The organism is Pseudogemmobacter bohemicus, from assembly GCF_003290025.1.
Taxonomy (GTDB): domain Bacteria; phylum Pseudomonadota; class Alphaproteobacteria; order Rhodobacterales; family Rhodobacteraceae; genus Pseudogemmobacter; species Pseudogemmobacter bohemicus.
Genome location: NZ_QNHG01000001.1, coordinates 99,014 through 118,409 on the forward strand (window position 1 = coordinate 99,014; position 19,396 = coordinate 118,409).

The following is a 19,396-nucleotide window of genomic DNA, read 5'->3' on the forward strand; positions in this document are numbered from 1 at the left end:
GGCTTGTACTTTTGCGATATCCGACTGGCGGAAACAGGCCATTTGGCGTGACGACTTTACATTTTACGACATCCGCGCCTGGCACACCCGGGATGCCGGGCGGCAGCACCGAAATCCCCCGCAGCGGCGGCACCCCGGTGACAGTCAGTCAGCCGATTGCGGGAATCGGCTGGCCAGGGCCGGGACAGGGCAGAGAAAGGCGGACCAGGACCGCCTTTCTCCGTCTCTGCACCCTTACGGCGCGTCGATATAAGAGACCGATTTCAGATCGTCATTCGGTGCCGATTTGGTGCGGCGCACGATCAGCCGGTTCAGCGCGTTGATATAGGCCTTCACGCTGGCAACGATGGTATCGGTATCGGCAGACATGCCGGTGACGATACGCCCGTCTTCCTCAAGTCGCACCGAGACCGTGGCCTGGGCGTCCGTTCCGGCGGTCACCGCCGCCACCTGATAGACCTGCAACCGCGCCTTATGCGGGAAGAGCTGCTTCACGCAGTTGAACGCGGCATCGACCGGGCCATCGCCGGTCGCGTCGATATGGTGATCGACGCCATCGACCGACATCACCATATCCGCCTCTTGCGGGCCGTCGGTGCCGCAGATCACCCGCAACTTCTTCAACACAAGCGTGTCATGCGCGTCGAGGGTCTGCTCATCGGCGACCAGGGCCAGGATGTCCTCGTCATAGACTTCCTTCTTGCGGTCGGCGAGCGCCTTGAAGCGGACAAACACGTCGTTCAGCTGATTATCCGCCAGATCATAGCCCAATTCGGCCAGTTTCGAGCGCAAAGCGGCGCGGCCCGAATGCTTGCCCATGACGATATTCTTGGCGTTCAGTCCGATATGCTCGGGCTTCATGATCTCAAACGTCTCGACGTTTTTCAAAACGCCGTCCTGGTGGATGCCGGATTCATGCAGGAACGCATTCTTGCCGACGATGGCCTTGTTCGGCTGCACCACGAAGCCCGAAACCGTCGAGACCCGGCGCGAGAGATGCATGATTTTGGTCGTATCAATACCCGTGCGATAGGGCAGGATGTCATTCCTGACCCGGAGCGCCATCACGACTTCTTCCAGCGCGGTATTGCCCGCGCGCTCGCCCAGGCCGTTGATCGTGCATTCGATCTGGCGTGCGCCTGCCTCGACTGCGGCGAGGCTGTTCGCGGTCGCCATGCCGAGGTCATTATGGCAATGGGTGGCGAAGATGATCTCATCGGCGCCCGGCACACGCTCAAGCAACATGCGGATGATTTTTGCCGATTCCATGGGGTAGGTATAGCCGACGGTATCGGGGATATTGATCGTGGTGGCGCCGGCCCTGATCGCGATCTCGACCACGCGGCAGAGGTAATCAGCTTCCGTCCGCGTCGCATCCATCGGTGACCACTGGATATTGTCGCAGAGATTGCGCGCATGGGTCACGGTTTGGTGGATGCGCTCGGCCATCTGGTCCATGTCCAGATTGGGAATGGCGCGGTGCAAAGGCGAGGTTCCGATAAAGGTATGAATACGCGGAGATTTTGCGTGTTTCACCGCCTCCCAGGCGCGGTCGATATCCTTGTAATTCGCGCGCGCGAGGCCGCAGATCGTCGCGTTCCTGGCATTCTTCGCGATCTCGGACACAGCGGCGAAATCGCCTTCCGAGGCAATGGGGAAGCCCGCCTCGATGATATCGACGCCCATCTCGTCGAGCAGCCCGGCAATCTCCAGCTTCTCGGCATGGGTCATGGTCGCGCCGGGCGATTGCTCGCCATCGCGCAAGGTGGTGTCGAAAATCAGGACCTGGGGTTGTTTGGCGGATTGGTCAGCAACAGTCTGTGCCATGGGGAATTCCTTGATCTTGTCGTCTCAGCCGGGATGCCCGCAAGGCAAAGCGGGCCAGTTTGCAGGCCGGGCGCTTGGTCACATCTGAGCGGTCGCGCCCGAAGGCCCGCTCAGACGAGGCTGAGAAGAAGAAGGGCACGGGGCAGAAGCGGGCAGGCGCCCGGCTGCGGCAGGATAATCTGATGCGATCCCGTGTTCATGGGGCGGGACTATACGGAAGAATTGCGCCCTGAAAAGGGTCAGTTCGCATTTTTCTGCCCGACAGACCAATTTTTCACTCAGCAGCCTCTGGCTGGCTGCTGAAGCCTCCGGCGGGGATATTTAAGGACAGATGAAAACCCTTGCTGATTTCATCTGTCTCTAAATATCCCGGGGGTGAGCCGCAAAGCGGCGAGGGGGCAGGGCCCCCTCTGCCCGATCAACCTCAGGGCGCAGCGGGTACGGGTTCGGTCAGGATGCCATCCTGCCAGATGCCTTCCGCGATCTGGCCGGTCTTATAGGTCATCTTGCCCTGCCCCTGGCGTTTATCGGCTTTGAAGGCGCCCTCATAGATGTCGCCGGTGGCATAGGTGGCGATGCCCTGACCTTCGCTCTGGTTGTTCATCCAGTCGCCGACATAGCGGTAGCCCTCGCTGGTGGTCAGCTCACCCTTGCCTTCGCGCTTATCCGCTTTGAAATCGCCCTTATAGACGGTGCCATTGGCAAATGTCGCGGTGCCACTGCCATCGCGAAGCCCGGCTTTCCAGCTGCCCTCATAGCGGTAGCCGTCGGGGCGGGTCATCACGCCCTCACCTTCGGGACGGGCCTTGACGAAATCGCCCTCATAGACCTGGCCATTGGCATAGGTCGCCCGGCCCTTGCCCTCGATCACCCCATTCACCCAGGCGCCCTGATAGGTGGATTTGTCCGGATAGGTGATCGCACCCTCGCCATGCGACTGATCGGCCTTCATCGCGCCGACATAGACCGAGCCATCGGGATAGGTCACCGATCCGGTGCCCTCCATCTTGCCGGCAACCCAGGAGCCTTCATAGCGGAAGCCATCGGGGGTCGAGAATTTGCCCTGGCCGTCGCGCTTATCGGCTTTGAAATCACCCTCATAGACATCGCCGGCCTTATGGGTGGCGATGCCGCGGCCCTCGCGCTTGCCGTTGACGAAGCTGCCCTCATAAGTGTCGCCATTGGGCTGGGTGAGCTTGCCCTCGCCATTGATCTGGCCCTGGGCCCAGCCGCCGGCATAGACCAGCCCGTTCGGCATGGTCAGCGTGCCAAGCCCCGAGCGTTCATCCGCCCGCATCGCGCCCTCATAAATGGTGCCGTCGGAATAGGTGATCTTGCCGTTGCCTTCCTTGACGCCGTTGACCCAGTCGCCCTCATAGCGATAGCCGCCCTCGTTTTGCAGCACGCCCTTACCGTTCCTTTGTCCGTTCAGGAAGCTGCCGGTATAGGTTGCGTTATTGGGATAGGTGGCGACGCCCTCGCCGGTCATCTTGCCTTCGATCCAGATGCCGTCATAGGTGCCGCCATCGGCAAAGGTGATCTTGCCCTGGCCCTGGGGCTGGCCCTTTTCAAAGGCGCCCTCATAGACCGATCCGTTCGGATAGCGCGCCCGGCCCTGGCCCCTGATCTCGCCATCGACCCAGTCGCCGGAATATTCGTATCCGTTGGGGAGGCGGTAGGTTCCCTTGCCATGCTGACGGCCGTTTCTGAAGGTGCCTTCATAAACCGATCCGTTGTCATATTGCTTGGTAATGACCTCGCCGTCAGACTGGGCGAGGGCAGGGCCGGAGGACAGCACAATCGATGCGGCCACAAAAGTGGCCAGCGGCGCGGCAAGTGTGGCGGCGTAAAGGGTTGCCGTGAATTTGCGCATTGCGGGATGTCTCCGGTGTCGTTTGCGCCCGCAGCCTAAGCAGGGCGGAGCGCCCGTGTCCAGACTTCAGGCCCGCGCATCTGCGTGAGGCTTTCCTGCCCCGGGCGATCTGCTAGAAGCGGAGGGCGAGAGGCGCGATAAGGATAAGACGATGACCGATACGTTCCGGTTCCTCCTGGTGCAGGCCAATCCGGTATTGGGCGATATTGCCGGCAATGCCGCAAAGGCGCGGGATTATTGGGCAAAGGGGCGCGCGGCCGGCGCCGATCTGGTCGCGCTGACCGAGATGTTCATCACCGGCTATCAGACCCAGGACCTGATCCTGAAGCCTGCCTTTCACGAGGATGCGATCCGCGCCATCGAGGCGCTGGCTCTTGACTGTGCCGATGGTCCGGCGCTTGGGGTCGGCGGGCCGGTGCTGGCGGGTGGCGCACTTTACAACGGCTATTATATTCTTGAGGGCGGCAAGGTCTCGGCCCGGGTGCTGAAGCACCATCTGCCGAATGATGCGGTTTTCGATGAGAAACGGCTGTTTTCTTCGGCCGATGTGACCGGGCCCTATGTGGTCAAAGGCGTCCGGATCGGCACGCCGATCTGCGAGGATGCCTGGCACCCCGATGTCGCCGAGACGCTGGCCGAGACCGGGGCAGAGATCCTGCTGGTCCCGAATGGCTCGCCCTATCATCGCGGCAAGCCGAACCTGCGGCTGAACCTGATGGTCGAGCGGGTGGTCGAGACCGGGCTGCCGGTGATCTACCTGAATATGGTCGGGGGCCAGGATGACCAGGTGTTCGACGGCTCGTCCATGGTGCTGAACCGGGGCGGGCGGCTTGCGCTGCAGATGCCACAATTCGATGAGGTGGCAGAGCTGGTGACCTTCCGCCGCGGGCCTGATGGCTGGGAGGCCGATCAGGGCCAGATCGCTGCCATCCCCCCGATCGGAGAGGCTGACTATCGCGCCTGTGTCATGGGCCTTGGTGATTACATGCGCAAATCGGGGTTCTCAAAGGCGGTGCTGGGCCTCTCGGGCGGCATTGATTCCGCGATTGTGGCTGCGATTGCGGCCGATGCTCTGGGGCCGGAAAACGTGCATTGCGTGATGCTGCCTTCGGAATATACCAGCCAGCATTCGCTGGATGATGCTGCTGAGGTCGCGCGTCTGCTGGGCGCGAAACTGGATACAGTGTCCATCGTGGGCGCGCAGGGCGCGGTCGGCGATGCGCTGGCACATGTCTTTGCCGGGACCAGGCCGGGGATCGCCGAGGAAAACATCCAGTCCCGCCTGCGCGGGCTGATGCTGATGGGAATTTCCAACAAATTCGGCGGTATGCTGCTGACGACAGGGAACAAGTCAGAGGTCGCAGTCGGCTATTGCACCATCTATGGCGATATGAATGGCGGCTATAACCCGATCAAGGACATGTATAAGACCCGGGTTTTCCTCACCGCGCGCTGGCGCAATGAAAACCACCGTCCCTGGATGAAAGGCCCCGCTGGTCCGGTGATGCCGGAGCGGGTGATCACCAAGCCCCCTTCGGCCGAACTGCGCCCCGATCAGAAGGACGAAGACAGCCTGCCGCCCTATGAGGTGCTGGATGCGATCCTCGAAGGGCTGATCGAAAATGACCTCTCGGTCGCGGATCTGGTCGCGAAAGGTTTCGCGCGCGAGACGGTGAAGCGGGTCGAGCACCTCGTCTGTATCAGCGAGTGGAAGCGCTTCCAGTCGGCGCCGGGCGTGCGGCTTACCCAGAAAGCCTTCTGGCTCGACCGCCGCTACCCGATGGTCAACCGCTGGCGCGACGGGTCGGGCATATAGAAGCGGCAGTGTTGTAAAGGTCGTCGGTGCTCAGGATTCACCGCTCGAACTCATGGTCCTGATCACTGGCCGCACCATGCCTGTCGCAGTGCGCTCGTGCATGACGCGGTGGAGATCCTGGCACGAGGCGCTGCGGCAGCGAGGGTGTCTGCTGAACTGGCTGGGCAGGGATATGGTGTGGCTTGCTCGGGAAGGGTGAGGGGAGCCTTGGGGGGAGTGGGCTGGTGCCGGAGTTCAGTGACCTGGCCGTCCGGTTTTGTTGGGGTGGCGCCCGCCCGAGGGCATCGCCATCTGCCAGGGGGTGATGTCGAAATCGCCACAGAGGAGGGCTGTTCGGGGAAGGTATCACCCTGGTCGGGATGGATCCGCCCAGGAGCGTTTTCGAGGCCCATGACATCAATGCAAAGGTCGTCCTGCCCTCGGGACGCAGCTGCCTTCTGACCTTCATCTCCGCAGTTCGGCCATGCTTGTTGCCATCGAGGCCCGTATCAGATCGCCCCACCGGGCACGAGCGCGGCAGGCGCCCGCTCGGGACATCCGCCTGCTCCAGCCGTTTCATGTCAGGCCCTTCGTCAGGCGCCGGAAAAACGACGCGCATGATGGAAAAGCCAGTGCCGACGCGGCGATGAGGCCGTCGATGCGCCCCGGTCCGGTGCCATTGCCAGAGCAACAGGCGCTCGCCATGCTGTTTCGCCCCCGCGACCTGCTGCCCGTGCGAAAGACCCGCCTGGAGCATGCTCTGCGCGCCCATCTGGCAAAGCATGCGGGCGTCGTGGCCGGGGTTCGTCGTGGCCGGGGGTGTCGATCAATCGTCCCGCTCATCAAACCTGTCGCGGACAGGACGACGGCGCTTCCGCAGGGGGCCTTGAAGAACGGCAGTCAGAGGGTGGCTGCCACGTCGAGGCCTCCGGCGCTGGACCAGTGCAGCCGGTCGGCCTCATAGGGCGAGGACGGCCCCTGAAGGCCTCGGTGCAGGCGGCCATCATCTAGGCATGGCCGGTTGGCACCCAGGCGTCAGTATTGACCAGATGCGCGATACCCTGCGCCTGACGCGTCCCGGCCTCCCTGACCCAGGCGTTATAGGCGAGGCAGTTTGCCTCGCGTGTCGGTGCCGGCGCAACACCCGACAGGACGTCGTTTCTCGGCATGATTGTGGTCGCGCAGAGCCTGATCTTCGCACGGATGCCAACCGGCTGCGCGCCGATCCCGGTCCGGGCGCGCGCGAAAATCTCCGCAGCCCCCGCCTGCCAGCCCCCCGCCTGCCAGCCCCCGCCTGCCAGCCCCCGCCTGCCAGCCCCCAGAAGGGCTGTTCTCGGACATCCAGCGGCTGGAGCCACTGATATCGTTTGTGCCCGGATGGAGGAACAGGGTGACCATATGGCCACCTCGGCGGCAGCCACCAGCGCCCGCGTATCCCAATACCGGCCCGCAATGTAAGCGCCTCAGGCACAGACCTTACCCATATTCGCAGCCGGGCACCGGTCCGGACGGGTCAACAAACCACTTGCGCAAGCGGGGGGGATCGGCAGCGGTCAATCGTCGGGAAAACGCTCCACCGGACTGTTTTCTGACCCTCTTTATCCTGGCGATGGACACAGCCACCGGTGACATCCGTGCGGCAGAGTTCACCCCCCCCCGCGACAAAGGGCGACAGGGCCGACCAGGGCTGCAGAGGCGGCAGGAGTGACAGTCCTCTTCTGCCACGGCTGCCGGGCCAGATCCCGTCCGGCAAGCAGACCACCACCGTGACCGCCCCCTCTCACGGTTTGCAGGCAAGCCGTGAGAGGGCAACGGACGGCGGTTTCGATCCCCGCCGCCAGCGCTCGCAACGAGATCCTCAAGGGTACATGGGCACCTGAGACACATTCGTCAGACTTACGCGGTGCCACGGGCGCAAGGGGTCTTCCTCATCCTGGAAACGCTGCTGCGGATATCATGCCCGAAGCCGGATCGGGGCAAAGAGGAGGTGCCCCAAAGCCTTCGGAGAGCGCATCGCCTCACGAGATCCCGAAGGTCGAACCGCCGAAATCCACATCCGCGTCGTATTCAGGAACCACTTCAATCCCCTCGGTCAGACCGAGACAGAGCGCGGCGCATAAGGCCAGCCGGGAAAGCGGTCGAAGGGTTCAGACCCTGATCTTGTGCAACAATGCCGATGAATATGCTGCCCCATTTTGACCCCGCTCAGGAACAGGTAAAAATCGCACCAGGATCATCTGTGGCACCGAACCGCATCACCTTACGGCGAACAGATATGTCAACATATTGGTCTGGAAATCTAAAACCTCGCCATAGCCTCCGGATATCCTCGCCGGCGGCATCCGCGCTCTGCCAGAATATGTGGCGTCCGGGCGATGATTGCAGCGGCTGCAAAGCTGTTCTGCAAATGCGGATCATGGCGGCCATGGACAGCCGCCTTCCGTTATCGCAAACAACGCAAAATGCTGACCGGAGGAATCCGGTTTCCCTCATGCCGTCAGGTGCCTCCATGACTTCGTCGCACAGCCCCTCGACCGATTACCGCTGGGCTATCCTTGCGCTTGCGCTCGGGGCCTTTGCGATCGGTACATCCGAATTCGCCTCGATGGGGCTTTTGCCCTGGTATGCCGCCGATCTGGGGGTGAAGGAGGCCGAGGCTGGCCATATCATCAGCGCCTATGCCTTTGGTGTCGTGGTCGGAGCGCCGCTGACCTCTTTTCTGGGCGCGCGGCTGCCGAGGCGGCGCTATCTGGCCGGGCTTATCGCGGTTTATGGCGTACTGAATCTGCTGGCGGCGGTGCTGCCCGGCTTTTCGACCCTGATGGCGATGCGGTTTCTGGCCGGGCTGCCGCATGGCGGTTTTCTTGGCGTCGCGATGCTGTTTGCCGCCGATGCCCTGCCGCGCGAGCAGCGGGCGCGGGGCGTCACCCAGGTGATGCTGGGGCTGACCGTGGCCAATATTGTGGGCGTGCCTTTCGCGGGGTATCTTGGCCAGTCGCTGGGCTGGCGTTTCGGCTTTGCGTTGCCGGGGGTGCTGGCGCTGATCTCGGCCGTTCTGATCCTGAAACTGGCGCCGAGGGTCGGGGTCGATCCCAATGCCCGCCCGTTGGATGAGCTGCGGGCGCTGAAGAACCCGTCGGTTCTTTTGACGCTTGCGGTTGGGCTGATCGGCTGCGGCGGTCTCTTCGCGGTCTATTCCTATCTGTCGGCCGCGATGCTGGCGACCGCCAGCCCGCCCGAATGGGGGGTGACGGCGATGCTGGCGATCTTTGGCGTCGGGATCACGCTGGGGTCGATTCTTGCCGCCCGGCTGACGATCCGGCTGGGCACGATGAAGGCCGCGCTTTCGCTGCTGATCGCTATGATCTTTGCGCAGGCCTATGCCTCTTTCGCGGTGGGGGATTGGGTGCAGATGATCGCCTCGGCCTTTCTGATCGGCCTCAGCTCGGGCGTTTTTGTGCCCTTGCAGACGCGGCTGATGGATGTCGCCGGCAAGGCGCAGAGCATGGCAGCGGCGATGAATCACGCGGCCTTCAACGCGGCAAACGGGCTTGGCCCGCTGGCTGCGGGCTTCGCGCTGAATTGGGGCTACCGCTCTTCGGGGATCGTCGCGATCTGCTTTTCGGTCGCCGGGATCGCCATGCTGGGGGTGCTGGCCCATTACGCGAAGACCCATGAAGGCACCGCCGCGCAACAGGGGCAATGAAAAAGGCGGGTGATCCTGTCACCCGCCTTTTGCGTTACCGTCCCGGCTTGCCCGGTCGTTATTCTGGTCCGGGCCGTATGTCTGGCCCGGTCCTTATTCCGGCAGCACGCGTACGGCGCCCTTATCGGCCGAAGAGGCAAAGGCCGCATAGGCCTTGAGGGCGGTGGTCACGTTGCGCTTGCGTGGCTGCGCGGGCTTCCAGCCCAGCCGGTCCTGTTCGGCGCGCCGCGCCTCCAGTTCGGCCTCGGGGACAGCCAGCGTGATGGTGCGGTTCGGGATGTCGATCTCGATCGTATCGCCATCCTTCACCAGACCGATCAGCCCGCCCGCCGCCGCTTCGGGGCTGGCATGGCCGATGGAGAGGCCCGAGGTGCCACCCGAGAACCGCCCGTCGGTGATCAGCGCGCAGGCCTTACCCAGTCCGCGCGATTTCAGGTAAGAGGTCGGGTAGAGCATTTCCTGCATCCCCGGCCCGCCTTTCGGCCCTTCGTAGCGGATCACCACCACATCGCCTTCCCTGACACCCTTGTTCAGGATGCCTTTGACCGCCGCATCCTGGCTCTCGTACACCACTGCGGGGCCGGTGAATTTCAGGATCGACTCGTCGACACCCGCCGTCTTCACGATACAGCCGTCCAGCGCGATATTGCCCTTCAGCACCGCCAGCCCGCCTTCTTTCGAGAAGGCATGTTCGACCGAGCGGATCACGCCTTTTTCGCGGTCGGTATCAAGGCTGGGCCAGAGCGAGCTTTGCGAGAAGGCCACCTGCGTCGGCACTCCGCCCGGCGCGGCGAGATACAGTTCGCGCGCTTCGGGGTTGTTCGTGACCGCGATATCCCAGGCGGCCAGCGCCTCGCCCATGGTCTCGGAATGGACGGTGGGGCAATCACGGTGGATCAGCCCGCCCCGGTCCAGCTCACCCAGAAGCGACATGATGCCGCCCGCGCGGTGAACGTCTTCCATATGCACGCCGGCCACATTGGGCGCGACCTTGCTGAGGCAGGGCACCTTCCTCGACAATGCATCGATCTCATCCATGCCGAAATCAACGCCGCCCTCGCGGGCAATGGCCAGCAGGTGGAGGACGGTATTCGTCGAGCCGCCCATCGCGATATCCAGCGCCATCGCATTGTCAAAGGCGTCGCGGCTGGCGATGGTGCGCGGCAGAACGGTGGCGTCATCCTGCTCATACCAGCGGCGCGCCAGTTCGACGATCATCCGGCCGGATTTCAGGAAAAGCCCCTTGCGGAAGGCATGCGTCGCCAGCGTCGAGCCATTCCCCGGCAGCGCCAGACCAAGCGCTTCGGCGAGGCAGTTCATCGAATTGGCGGTGAACATCCCCGAACACGACCCGCAGGTCGGGCAGGCGGCTTTTTCAATCGCATCGACATCGGCGTCGGAAATGGTGTCATTCGCCGCCGCCACCATCGCGTCAACAAGATCCAGCTTGACCTCGCGCCCGTCGCCCAAAGTGACCTTGCCGGCCTCCATCGGGCCGCCCGAGACGAAAATCGCCGGGATGTTCAGCCGCATCGCAGCCATCAGCATGCCAGGCGTGATCTTGTCGCAATTCGAGATACAGACCATGGCATCGGCGCAATGCGCGTTAACCATATACTCGACCGAGTCGGCGATGATCTCGCGCGAGGGCAGCGAGTAAAGCATGCCGTCATGGCCCATCGCGATGCCGTCATCGACCGCGATGGTGTTGAATTCCTTGGCGACACCGCCCGCCGCCTCGACCTCGCGCGCGACCATCTGGCCGAGGTCTTTCAGGTGGACGTGACCGGGCACGAATTGCGTGAAGGAATTGACAATCGCGATAATCGGCTTGCCGAAATCGCTGTCCTTCATCCCCGTGGCGCGCCAGAGCCCGCGGGCTCCGGCCATATTGCGGCCATGCGTGGTGGTTCTGGAACGATAGGCTGGCATCTGGCTGTCGTCTTTCGCCTGAGAGTTTCCCGTCGCACCTCCTCCGGGCGACGGTCTGGCAGGAAGCCTGAATTGGGGTTTCCCTCCTGAGTTAGCGCAAGCGGGGCGCAGGTTAAAGACCTGTTACAATGTTTCACTCCTTGCTGCGCGAGGGACCTGAGCGGCAGGCTGAGCGGCGGGGCCGGGTGGCCGGGTGGTTTGACTGGCCGCCCGCGCATGGTAATCGGAGGGGAAAGAGAGGTTCAGGTGACAACAGGTCTGGCTCAGGCGGAACTGATCGCGGTGCTGGCGGCGGTGACAGGGGATGCCCCCCGGGTGATGACGGTTGCGGCGGGCGAGGCGCTGCCTTCGGGGCCTTTCACCTCGTCGCATCGCAGCCTCCAGGCGGGGCTAAGGGACTGGATCGAAAGCCAGACCGGCCATCCGGTGGGCTTTCTGGAACAGCTTTATACCTTTGCCGACCGCGACCGGGGGCCGGATCGGGGCTCAGATCGGGGGGACGCCGGAGCCGAGGCGGATCTGAGGCGGATTTCTATCTCATATCTGGGTCTTGTGCGCGAACAGGCGGCGCCGGGGGCGGGGCGGCCCGAGTGGCATGGCTGGTATGAATATCTCCCCTGGGAGGATCATCGCGCCGGTCTGCCGCCCGGCTGGCAGCCGATGGTCACCGCCCTGAATCTCTGGGCAGGAGAGGATGCCGGCCGTCAGCAGCGGGTGGCCTATGCTTTCGGTTTGCAGGGCCAGGCCTGGAATGAGGATCTGGTGCTGTCGCGCTACGAACTCCTCTATGAGGCCGGACTGGTCGAAGAGTCGGGCGGCCTCTCCGGGGCAGGGCGTGCGATGCAGGGCGACCATCGCCGCATCCTCGCCACCGGCATCGCGCGGCTGCGGGCCAAGATCAAATACCGTCCGGTGGCCTTCGAACTTATGCCGGAGAGTTTCACTTTTCTGCAATTACAGCGCCTGGTTGAGGCATTGATTGGGTTAAGATTGCACAAATCGAACTTTCGCCGCCAGATCGACCAGCAAGAGCTGATCGAGGAAACAGGCGAGACCACCGCAGAATCCCGTGGTCGCCCGGCCATGCTGTTCCGCTATCGGCCCGCCGTGCTTGAGGCCCGGGCCCTCGCCGGCACCCGGCTGCCCGTCACCCGGGGTTAGGGGCCGGCGCAAAACAATCACAGATGGAATTGACATAAACTCATGTCGAGTATATTTCCGCATCTCATATATATGCTCAATGTGAGTATATTGATATTTCCCGGGTAAGCCGGGCGGCAGGGAAGGGATGACGATGAGCGTAACGACAGTCGACACCGTGCTTGAGCGCGCCGGGACCGGCAGGTTCCAGCGCCGGCTACTCGGGGTTTTCGGCCTCGTCTGGACGGCGGATGCGATGCAGGTTCTGGCGGTGGGCTTTACCCTGGCTTCCATCGCGGCGAGTTTCGGGATGGAGGTGCCGCAGGCGCTGCAAACCGGGACGCTGTTCTTCCTCGGGATGCTGATCGGCGCGAGCGTGTTCGGCCGGCTTGCCGACCGCTTCGGGCGGCGCAAGATCCTGCTGATCACCGTGGCGATGGATGCGGTTTTCGGCATCGCCTCGGCTTTCGCGCCGGATTTCACCACGCTGCTGGTGCTGCGCTTTCTGACCGGCCTTGCGGTCGGTGGCACTTTGCCGGTCGATTACGCGATGATGGCCGAGTTCCTGCCGCCGTCGCGGCGCGGTCGCTGGCTGGTGATGCTGGAAGGGTTCTGGGCCGTCGGCACCGTGATCGTGGCGCTGACCGCCTGGGCCGCGAGCACCTGGGGCGGGATCGAGACCTGGCGCGTGATCTTCTTCGTCACCGGCATTCCGGCGGTGATCGGCATCTTCCTGCGCTTCTGGATCCCGGAAAGCCCGCTGCATCTCTTGCGTGAAGGCCGCGAGGCCGAGGCGAAAGCTGTCCTGGATCAGATGCTTGCCGTGAATGGCAAAGAGCCCACCGGGGATGCCCGTATCACCATGCCCGAGGCCAATGGCCCGGTCGGGATCTTCTCGCCCACGCTGATCCGCCGCACGGCGCCGATGCTGGCGGTCTGGTTCCTCGTCTCGATGAGCTATTATGGCATCTTTACCTGGATGCCGGCGCGGCTGGCGAATGAGGGCTTTGGCTTTGTTCGCGGCTATGGTTTCCTCGTGATCCTGGCATTGGCGCAGATCCCCGGCTATGCGCTGGCGGCCTGGGGGGTCGAGGCCTGGGGGCGCCGCAAGACGCTGATCGCCTTCCTGATCCTCAGCGCGGCCGCCTGCCTCTTGTTCACCCTTTCGGCGACGCCGGCCCTGATCGCGGTGGCGCTGATGGGGATGAGTTTTGCCCTGCTGGGGACCTGGGGCGCGCTTTATGCCTTCACGCCTGAACTCTACCCGACCGCAAGCCGCGCAACCGGTATGGGGGCGGCGGGCGCGATGGCGCGGCTGGGCGGTTTGCTGGCGCCTTCGGTGCTGGTCTGGCTGTTCATCCAGGATGTCGCAATGGCGATCGGTCTGTTCTCGGGGCTGCTGGCGCTGGCGGCGATCCTTGCCTGGACCATCGGTGCCGAGACCCGCAATGCCGCTCTGAACTAACATATATCCAACAAAAATGCCGCCTGGACAGGGTTCCAGGCGGCATTTTCTTTCACTTATCGAACCTCAGATATCGAGGGTATTTTGTTTTTCCCATTGTGTGAAATGTCCGCAATATTCGTTCCATTCCTGTGTTTTCATTTTGATGAATGCGGCTGAGAATTCTTCGCCTAGGGCTGCTTTGAGGCCTGTATCGGCATCGAAAGCGCGGATGGCGTCGAGGAGGTTTAGGGGCAGTTTGGGGGCGTCTTTGACGAGGTGGCCTTCGGTGTAGAAGTTGATGTCGGAGCGCGGGCCGGGGTCTGCATTGGTGCGGATGCCGTCGAGGCCTGCGGCGAGGATGACGGCCTGCATGAGATAGGGGTTTGCGGCGCCATCGGGGAGGCGGAGTTCAAACCGGCCCGGGCCTGGGACGCGGACCATATGGGTGCGGTTATTGCCGGTCCAGGTCACCGAATTCGGGGCCCAGGTGGCGCCCGAGGAGGTGCGGGGCGCGTTGATGCGTTTGTAGGAATTGACTGTCGGGTTGCAGATCAGCGCCAGCGCCGAGGCGTGTTTCATAATGCCGCCGAGGAAGGCACGGCCCTGATCTGAGAGGCCCAACTCCTTGGAATCATCGGAAAACGCGTTCGACTTTCCGTCCATGGTCCAGACCGAGATATGGGCATGGCAGCCATTGCCGGTCTTGCCCATCAGGGGCTTGGGCATGAAGGTGGCGCGCAGCCCGTATTTCTCGGCCAGGACGCGGGTCATGAACTTGAAGAAGGCGTGTTTGTCGGCGGTGGCCAGCACGTCGTCGTATTTCCAGTTCATCTCGAACTGGCCATTCGCGTCTTCGTGGTCGTTCTGATAGGGCTCCCAGCCGAGATCGAGCATCGCATCGGCGATCTCTTTGATCAGGTCATAGCGGCGCAGAAGGGCGTTCTGATCATAGCAGGGCTTGGTCGCATCATCGAATTCGTCGGCGACGGCAGACCCGTCGGGGTTCAGCAGGAAGAATTCCGGCTCCACCCCGGTTTTGACGCGCAGGCCCATCTCTGCGGCCTCATCGACCAGTTTGCGCAAGACATTCCTCGGCGCCTGGTCGAGGGGTTTTTCTGACATGACCGGGTTCGAGGCAACCCAGGCGACCTCGGGGTTCCAGGGCAGCTGGATCACGGTCGAGGGGTCGGGGACGGCCAGCATATCGGGATGCGCCGGCGTCACGTCGAGCCAGGTCGCAAAGCCCGCGAAACCGGCGCCATCCTTGCACATATCAACAATGGCGGCGGTGGGGGCCAGCTTGGCGCGCTGATAGCCCAGGAGATCGGTGAAGGAGATCATAAAGTAGCGGATGCCATTGGCTTCGGCATATGCCTTCAGCTCGGCTCCGGTTTGCGGCTTTGCGCTTTGCCCTTTGTCCAAGGCCATTTTGTGGGATTCCCTGTTGTTTTGATGGCAGCTGACCCGTCGAGGGGCTGGCTGATGTTGCGAAAGGGAAAGCCGGCCCCGAGGGACCGGCTTGCCAGAATATCAGTACCCGCCGCGTCCCGGGATCCAGCTGGTCCCCGCCAGCGGCACGCCGGCCATGGCGGCGGCCTCTACCGTCAGGGCACAGAGATCCTCGGGTTCGAGGTTGTGGACATGGTTCTTGCCGCAGGCGCGGGCGATGGTCTGGGCCTCCAGCGTCATCACCTTGAGGTAATTCGCGAGCCGCCGCCCCGCCTGAACCGGGTCGAGGCGCTTTTGCAGCTCGGGGTCCTGGGTGGTGATACCGGCCGGGTCCTTGCCCTCATGCCAGTCATCATAGGCGCCGGCGGTGGTGCCGAGCTTTTGGTATTCCGCCTCCCAATGCGGGTCATTATCGCCCAGAGCGATCAGCGCGGCGGTGCCGACCGCGACCGCATCGGCGCCAAGCGCCAGCGCCTTGGCCACATCGGCGCCGGTGCGGATACCGCCCGAGACGATCAGCTGCACCTTGCGATGCATGCCCATATCCTGCAGCGCCTTGACCGCCTGGGGCAGCGCCGCCAGCGTCGGCTGGCCGACATGTTCGATGAACACGTCCTGCGTTGCCGCCGTGCCGCCCTGCATACCGTCGATCACCACCACATCGGCGCCCGCCTTGACCGCCAGCGTGGTGTCGTAATAGGGCCGTGCGCCGCCGATCTTGATATAGATCGGCTTCTCCCAGCCGGTGATCTCACGGATCTCGAGGATCTTGATCTCAAGGTCGTCAGGGCCGGTCCAGTCGGGGTGACGGCAGGCCGAGCGCTGGTCGATCCCTTTGGGAAGATTGCGCATTTTGGCAACCCGGTCCGAGATCTTCTGGCCCAGAAGCATGCCGCCGCCGCCGGGCTTCGCGCCCTGGCCGACCACAAGCTCAATCGCATCGGCACGGCGCAGGTCATCGGGGTTCATGCCGTAGCGGGACGGCAGATACTGGTAGACGAGGGTTTTGGAATGCCCGCGTTCCTCGGGCGTCATGCCGCCATCGCCGGTGGTGGTCGAGGTGCCCGACAGCGTCGCGCCGCGCCCCAGAGCCTCTTTGGCGGCGCCCGACAGCGCCCCAAAGCTCATCCCCGCGATGGTTACGGGGATGTCCAGCGTGATCGGCTTTTTGGCGAAACGGGTGCCGAGGACAACCTTGGTCTCGCAGCGCTCGCGGTAGCCTTCCAGCGGATAGCGCGAGATCGAGGCGCCGAGGAACAAGAGGTCGTCGAAATGCGGCAGCTTGCGCTTGGCGCCACCGCCGCGGATGTCATAGATGCCGGTCGCGGCCGCGCGGCGGATCTCGGAATTGATCTCCTGGCTATAGGTCCAGGACTGGCGCGGCACGGTTTGCGGGATCGTCTTCTGTTCGTCTTTCATGGCCGATCCCTCAGTAAGCCGACGCATTGTCGATGTTGAAATTATAGAGCTTGCGGGCCGAGCCGTAGCGTTTGAACTCTTCCGGCTTTGCATCCGCCCCGGCCTGGGCCAACAGGTCCTGGAGGATCGCGATATGCTCGGGGCGCATCTCTTTCTCGATGCAGTCGGCGCCGAGCGATTTGACCGATCCGCGCACGAAAAGCCGCGCCTCGTAAAGGCTGTCGCCAAGCGCGTCACCGGCATCGCCCAGCACCACGAGGTTCCCCGATTGTGCCATGAAAGCAGACATATGGCCGATATTGCCATGCACGACGATATTGATGCCCTTCATCGAAATGCCGCAGCGCGAGCTGGCATTCCCCTTGATCACCAGCAGCCCGCCATTGCCGGTCGCACCCGCATATTGGCTGGCATCGCCCTCGATGATGACGGTGCCGGACATCATATTCTCGGCGACACCAGGCCCCGCCGAGCCCTTCACCGTCACCGTCGCCTGCTTGTTCATGCCGGCGGTGTAATAGCCGGTCGAGCCCTTCACGGTGACCTCGATCGGCGCATCAAGCCCGACGGCCAGCGCGTGGCTGCCCTTCGGGTTCACGATCTCCCAGGCGGTGGCATTGGTCTGGCCTTTGGTGGCCTGCAAGGTCGCGTTCAGGTCGCGCAAGGTGGTGGTTGCAAGGTCAATCGTCTGCATATCAGTGCTTCCAGAAATAGACGGTTGCGGGTTCGGGTTCCCAGACGCGGGCGTCCTCGATCCCCGGAAGATTGACCAGCGCGCGGTATTCCGAGCCGAAAGCGACATATTGGTCGGTCTCGGCCATCACGGCCGGCTTGCAGGCGATCGGGTCGCGCACCACGCCGAAACCGTCCTTGGTGCCGACGACGAAAGTGTAGAAGCCATCAAGCACATCAAGACCGGCGCGCAGCGCATCGCCCAGCTCAACCCCCTGGGCGAGCTTGTGCGACAGCCAGGCGGCGGCCACTTCGGTGTCGTTTTGCGTCTCGAAGGTCATCCCCTCGCGGATCAGCTCGCGGCGCAGGCTGTTATGGTTCGAGAGCGAGCCGTTATGGACAAGGCACTGATCCATCCCCGTCGAGAACGGATGCGCCCCCATCGTGGTGACCGCCGATTCGGTCGCCATCCGCGTATGGCCGATGCCGTGACGGCCCGACATCTGGGAAACCCCGAACCGCGCCGCCACGTCTTTCGGCAGCCCGGTCTCTTTGTAGATCTCGATGGAATCGCCGGCGCTCATCACCCGCAGATCCGGGCGCAAACCCGTCAGCGCAGCCCGCGCCGCCGCCGATTTGTCCGAAGGAAGCGACAGGATCGCATGCGTATCCTTGCGCGAAAGCGACACCGGCCCGCCAATCGCGCCGCCAAGATCCTCGGCCAATGTCGCGAAATCCCGTTCCGCAAAAGCAGACTGAACCGTCAGCTTCACAAGACCCGTATCATCCCCGTAAACCGCGATCCCCGCTGAATCAGGACCGCGATCCGTCATCGTGATCAGCATATCCGTCAGCAAACGCCCAAGTTCAGGCTCAAGCGAACGGTCCTTCAGAAAAAGTCCAACAATGCCACACATGGCAACGGCTCCTAATATTGCTCTGGCGCAATGCAATCCTAACAACCTCTCAAACAAACACACAAGAAATAAAGTTGAATAAGGGGAAAGCAGATGAGCGCTTTTTCGGCCATTGCCAGATTTCCGGGCAGACGCTGCAGGGCAGCATTCTGCAGCCGCCCGGGCGCGGGCTGAAATGTTAAGGAATTCAGCGGGCAGGGGGGGGCGATTGCTGCGTAAGCAGCACAGGCAGGCTTTGGTTCAGCAATGCTGCAATCCGCGCCAGCTGTGGCCCGAGCGGGTTGGACCGGCGCCAGACCATGCCGATCACCCGCTTCGGCTGCGGCGCCGCCAGCCGGTCAACCGCGACAGAGGCCGACCGCGTCTCAATCGGCAGCGCCATTTCGGGAATCAGCGTCACCCCTATCCCCGCTCCGACCATCTGCACCAGGGTGGTCAGCGAGCTGCCCTCCATCAGGTCGCGCGGCGCGCTGGAGGCGGGGATCTTGCAAAAGGACAGCGCCTGGTCGCGGAAGCAATGGCCCTCTTCCAGCAGCAGAAGCTTCATCTTGGCCAGCCGTGCTGCATCGGGGACCGGGCGACCGGCATCGGAATGCGGGCGCACCAGCAGGAATTCCTCTTCGATCAGCGGCGCCTCTTCCAGCGCCGGTTCGGACGCGGGCAGCGCGAGGATTGCAAGGTCAAGCCGCCCCTCGCTCAGATCGGTCAGCAGCGTGCGCGTCACCGCCTCGCGCGGGCGCAGATCAAGGCCGGGCCAGCGGCGCGCCAGCTCCTGGATCAGGCCGGGCAGCAGATAGGGCGCCACGGTTGGAATGACGCCGATGCGCAGGATGCCGCCGGGCTCATCACCCGAAGCGCGCACCAGATCGCCCAGCTGATCCACCCGGCGCAGGATATCGCGCGCGCGCAGCGCGAATTCCTCGCCGAGCGCCGTCAGGCGCACCCGCCGCGCGGCGCGCTCGACCAGCGGCGCGCCGATCAGCGCCTCCAGCTCGCGGATCTGCATCGAGAGCGCGGGTTGCGAGATGGCGCAGGCCTCGGCGGCGCGGCCGAAATGACCGATGCGGGACAGGGCCTCGAAATAGCGCAGATGTTTCATCGACAGGGCATTCATCAGATAAACTTATCGCAACGGTAAGATTTTGCAATTTTGAATTATTCCAAAACCAGGCTAGGTCAGAGGCAGCCCCGGGAGGGACGGGATTCGGCCATGGGCCGG

Annotated in this window: 13 protein-coding genes and 1 pseudogene; 5 read left to right on the top strand and 9 right to left on the bottom strand. The window is 63.2% G+C overall.

Annotation, left to right across the window (positions count from 1 at the left end; all coding sequences use genetic code 11):
- Nucleotides 1-234: 234 nt before the first annotated feature.
- Together DRF71_RS00440 and DRF71_RS00445 are read right to left on the bottom strand one after the other, a co-directional pair.
- Nucleotides 235-1,827: a 2-isopropylmalate synthase gene (locus tag DRF71_RS00440; protein WP_112308682.1), complete on the bottom strand. Its 1,593-nt coding sequence runs from the start codon at nucleotides 1,825-1,827 to the stop codon at nucleotides 235-237.
- A 424-nt stretch (nucleotides 1,828-2,251) separates the two neighbouring features.
- Nucleotides 2,252-3,700, bottom strand: a complete 1,449-nt coding sequence (locus tag DRF71_RS00445) for a 2-isopropylmalate synthase (protein ID WP_112308683.1) — start codon at nucleotides 3,698-3,700, stop codon at nucleotides 2,252-2,254.
- A 151-nt stretch (nucleotides 3,701-3,851) separates the two neighbouring features.
- Between DRF71_RS00445 and DRF71_RS00450 the strand changes: the two genes are divergently transcribed.
- Complete coding sequence (locus DRF71_RS00450) at nucleotides 3,852-5,516, top strand: NAD+ synthase (protein ID WP_112308684.1); 1,665 nt, start codon at nucleotides 3,852-3,854, stop codon at nucleotides 5,514-5,516.
- A gap of 986 nt (nucleotides 5,517-6,502) precedes the next feature.
- On the opposite strand, the gene DRF71_RS27065 is transcribed toward DRF71_RS00450, so the two are convergent.
- Nucleotides 6,503-6,664, bottom strand: coding sequence for a hypothetical protein (locus DRF71_RS27065; RefSeq protein WP_157970844.1), 162 nt, complete (start codon nucleotides 6,662-6,664; stop codon nucleotides 6,503-6,505).
- Between the two features lie 765 nt (nucleotides 6,665-7,429).
- Between DRF71_RS27065 and DRF71_RS29605 the strand changes: the two are divergent.
- Nucleotides 7,430-7,615, top strand: a pseudogene (locus DRF71_RS29605) (IS5/IS1182 family transposase); the annotation flags it as partial.
- Between the two features lie 389 nt (nucleotides 7,616-8,004).
- Nucleotides 8,005-9,201 (top strand): MFS transporter, encoded by a 1,197-nt coding sequence (locus DRF71_RS00465; protein ID WP_112308687.1) that lies wholly within the window; start codon nucleotides 8,005-8,007, stop codon nucleotides 9,199-9,201.
- A 93-nt stretch (nucleotides 9,202-9,294) separates the two neighbouring features.
- Here DRF71_RS00465 and ilvD read toward each other — a convergent pair whose 3' ends face one another.
- Nucleotides 9,295-11,133: a dihydroxy-acid dehydratase gene (ilvD, locus tag DRF71_RS00470; RefSeq protein WP_112308688.1), complete on the bottom strand. Its 1,839-nt coding sequence runs from the start codon at nucleotides 11,131-11,133 to the stop codon at nucleotides 9,295-9,297.
- A 246-nt stretch (nucleotides 11,134-11,379) separates the two neighbouring features.
- Between ilvD and DRF71_RS00475 the strand changes: the two genes are divergently transcribed.
- Both DRF71_RS00475 and DRF71_RS00480 read left to right on the top strand, forming a co-directional pair.
- Nucleotides 11,380-12,294, top strand: coding sequence for an NUDIX hydrolase (locus DRF71_RS00475; RefSeq protein ID WP_112309885.1), 915 nt, complete (start codon nucleotides 11,380-11,382; stop codon nucleotides 12,292-12,294).
- Between the two features lie 133 nt (nucleotides 12,295-12,427).
- Entirely contained in the window at nucleotides 12,428-13,738 is a 1,311-nt protein-coding gene (locus tag DRF71_RS00480) for an MFS transporter (protein WP_112309886.1), read from the top strand.
- A 66-nt stretch (nucleotides 13,739-13,804) separates the two neighbouring features.
- Here DRF71_RS00480 and glnT read toward each other — a convergent pair whose 3' ends face one another.
- The 5 genes from glnT to DRF71_RS00505 all read right to left on the bottom strand — a co-directional run bounded on the left by glnT (nucleotide 13,805) and on the right by DRF71_RS00505 (nucleotide 19,291).
- A complete protein-coding gene (gene glnT / locus DRF71_RS00485; RefSeq protein ID WP_112308689.1) occupies nucleotides 13,805-15,148 on the bottom strand; it encodes a type III glutamate--ammonia ligase in 1,344 nt (447 codons plus the stop codon).
- A 102-nt stretch (nucleotides 15,149-15,250) separates the two neighbouring features.
- Entirely contained in the window at nucleotides 15,251-16,588 is a 1,338-nt protein-coding gene (locus tag DRF71_RS00490; RefSeq protein WP_112308690.1) for an FMN-binding glutamate synthase family protein, read from the bottom strand.
- Between the two features lie 10 nt (nucleotides 16,589-16,598).
- Nucleotides 16,599-17,282: a GltB/FmdC/FwdC-like GXGXG domain-containing protein gene (locus DRF71_RS00495; RefSeq protein WP_112308691.1), complete on the bottom strand. Its 684-nt coding sequence runs from the start codon at nucleotides 17,280-17,282 to the stop codon at nucleotides 16,599-16,601.
- Nucleotide 17,283: 1 nt separating this feature from the next.
- Nucleotides 17,284-18,177, bottom strand: a complete 894-nt coding sequence (locus tag DRF71_RS00500) for a class II glutamine amidotransferase (RefSeq protein ID WP_112308692.1) — start codon at nucleotides 18,175-18,177, stop codon at nucleotides 17,284-17,286.
- A 187-nt stretch (nucleotides 18,178-18,364) separates the two neighbouring features.
- On the bottom strand, nucleotides 18,365-19,291 hold the full coding sequence (locus tag DRF71_RS00505; protein WP_112308693.1) for a hydrogen peroxide-inducible genes activator: 927 nt from the start codon (nucleotides 19,289-19,291) through the stop codon (nucleotides 18,365-18,367).
- Nucleotides 19,292-19,396 lie beyond the last annotated feature (105 nt).

What these genes read in the sequence shown, in the direction of transcription:
- DRF71_RS00465 (WP_112308687.1), top strand. Translation starts at nt 8,005, where the DNA reads ATGACTTCGTCGCACAGCCCCTCGACCGATTACCGCTGGGCTATCCTT.
- ilvD (WP_112308688.1), bottom strand. Translation starts at nt 11,133, where the DNA reads ATGCCAGCCTATCGTTCCAGAACCACCACGCATGGCCGCAATATGGCC.
- DRF71_RS00440 (WP_112308682.1), bottom strand. Translation starts at nt 1,827, where the DNA reads ATGGCACAGACTGTTGCTGACCAATCCGCCAAACAACCCCAGGTCCTG.
- DRF71_RS00500 (WP_112308692.1), bottom strand. Translation starts at nt 18,177, where the DNA reads ATGTGTGGCATTGTTGGACTTTTTCTGAAGGACCGTTCGCTTGAGCCT.
- DRF71_RS00450 (WP_112308684.1), top strand. Translation starts at nt 3,852, where the DNA reads ATGACCGATACGTTCCGGTTCCTCCTGGTGCAGGCCAATCCGGTATTG.
- DRF71_RS00445 (WP_112308683.1), bottom strand. Translation starts at nt 3,700, where the DNA reads ATGCGCAAATTCACGGCAACCCTTTACGCCGCCACACTTGCCGCGCCG.
- DRF71_RS00480 (WP_112309886.1), top strand. Translation starts at nt 12,428, where the DNA reads ATGAGCGTAACGACAGTCGACACCGTGCTTGAGCGCGCCGGGACCGGC.
- DRF71_RS00505 (WP_112308693.1), bottom strand. Translation starts at nt 19,291, where the DNA reads ATGAATGCCCTGTCGATGAAACATCTGCGCTATTTCGAGGCCCTGTCC.
- DRF71_RS00490 (WP_112308690.1), bottom strand. Translation starts at nt 16,588, where the DNA reads ATGAAAGACGAACAGAAGACGATCCCGCAAACCGTGCCGCGCCAGTCC.
- DRF71_RS27065 (WP_157970844.1), bottom strand. Translation starts at nt 6,664, where the DNA reads ATGCCGAGAAACGACGTCCTGTCGGGTGTTGCGCCGGCACCGACACGC.
- glnT (WP_112308689.1), bottom strand. Translation starts at nt 15,148, where the DNA reads ATGGCCTTGGACAAAGGGCAAAGCGCAAAGCCGCAAACCGGAGCCGAG.
- DRF71_RS00495 (WP_112308691.1), bottom strand. Translation starts at nt 17,282, where the DNA reads ATGCAGACGATTGACCTTGCAACCACCACCTTGCGCGACCTGAACGCG.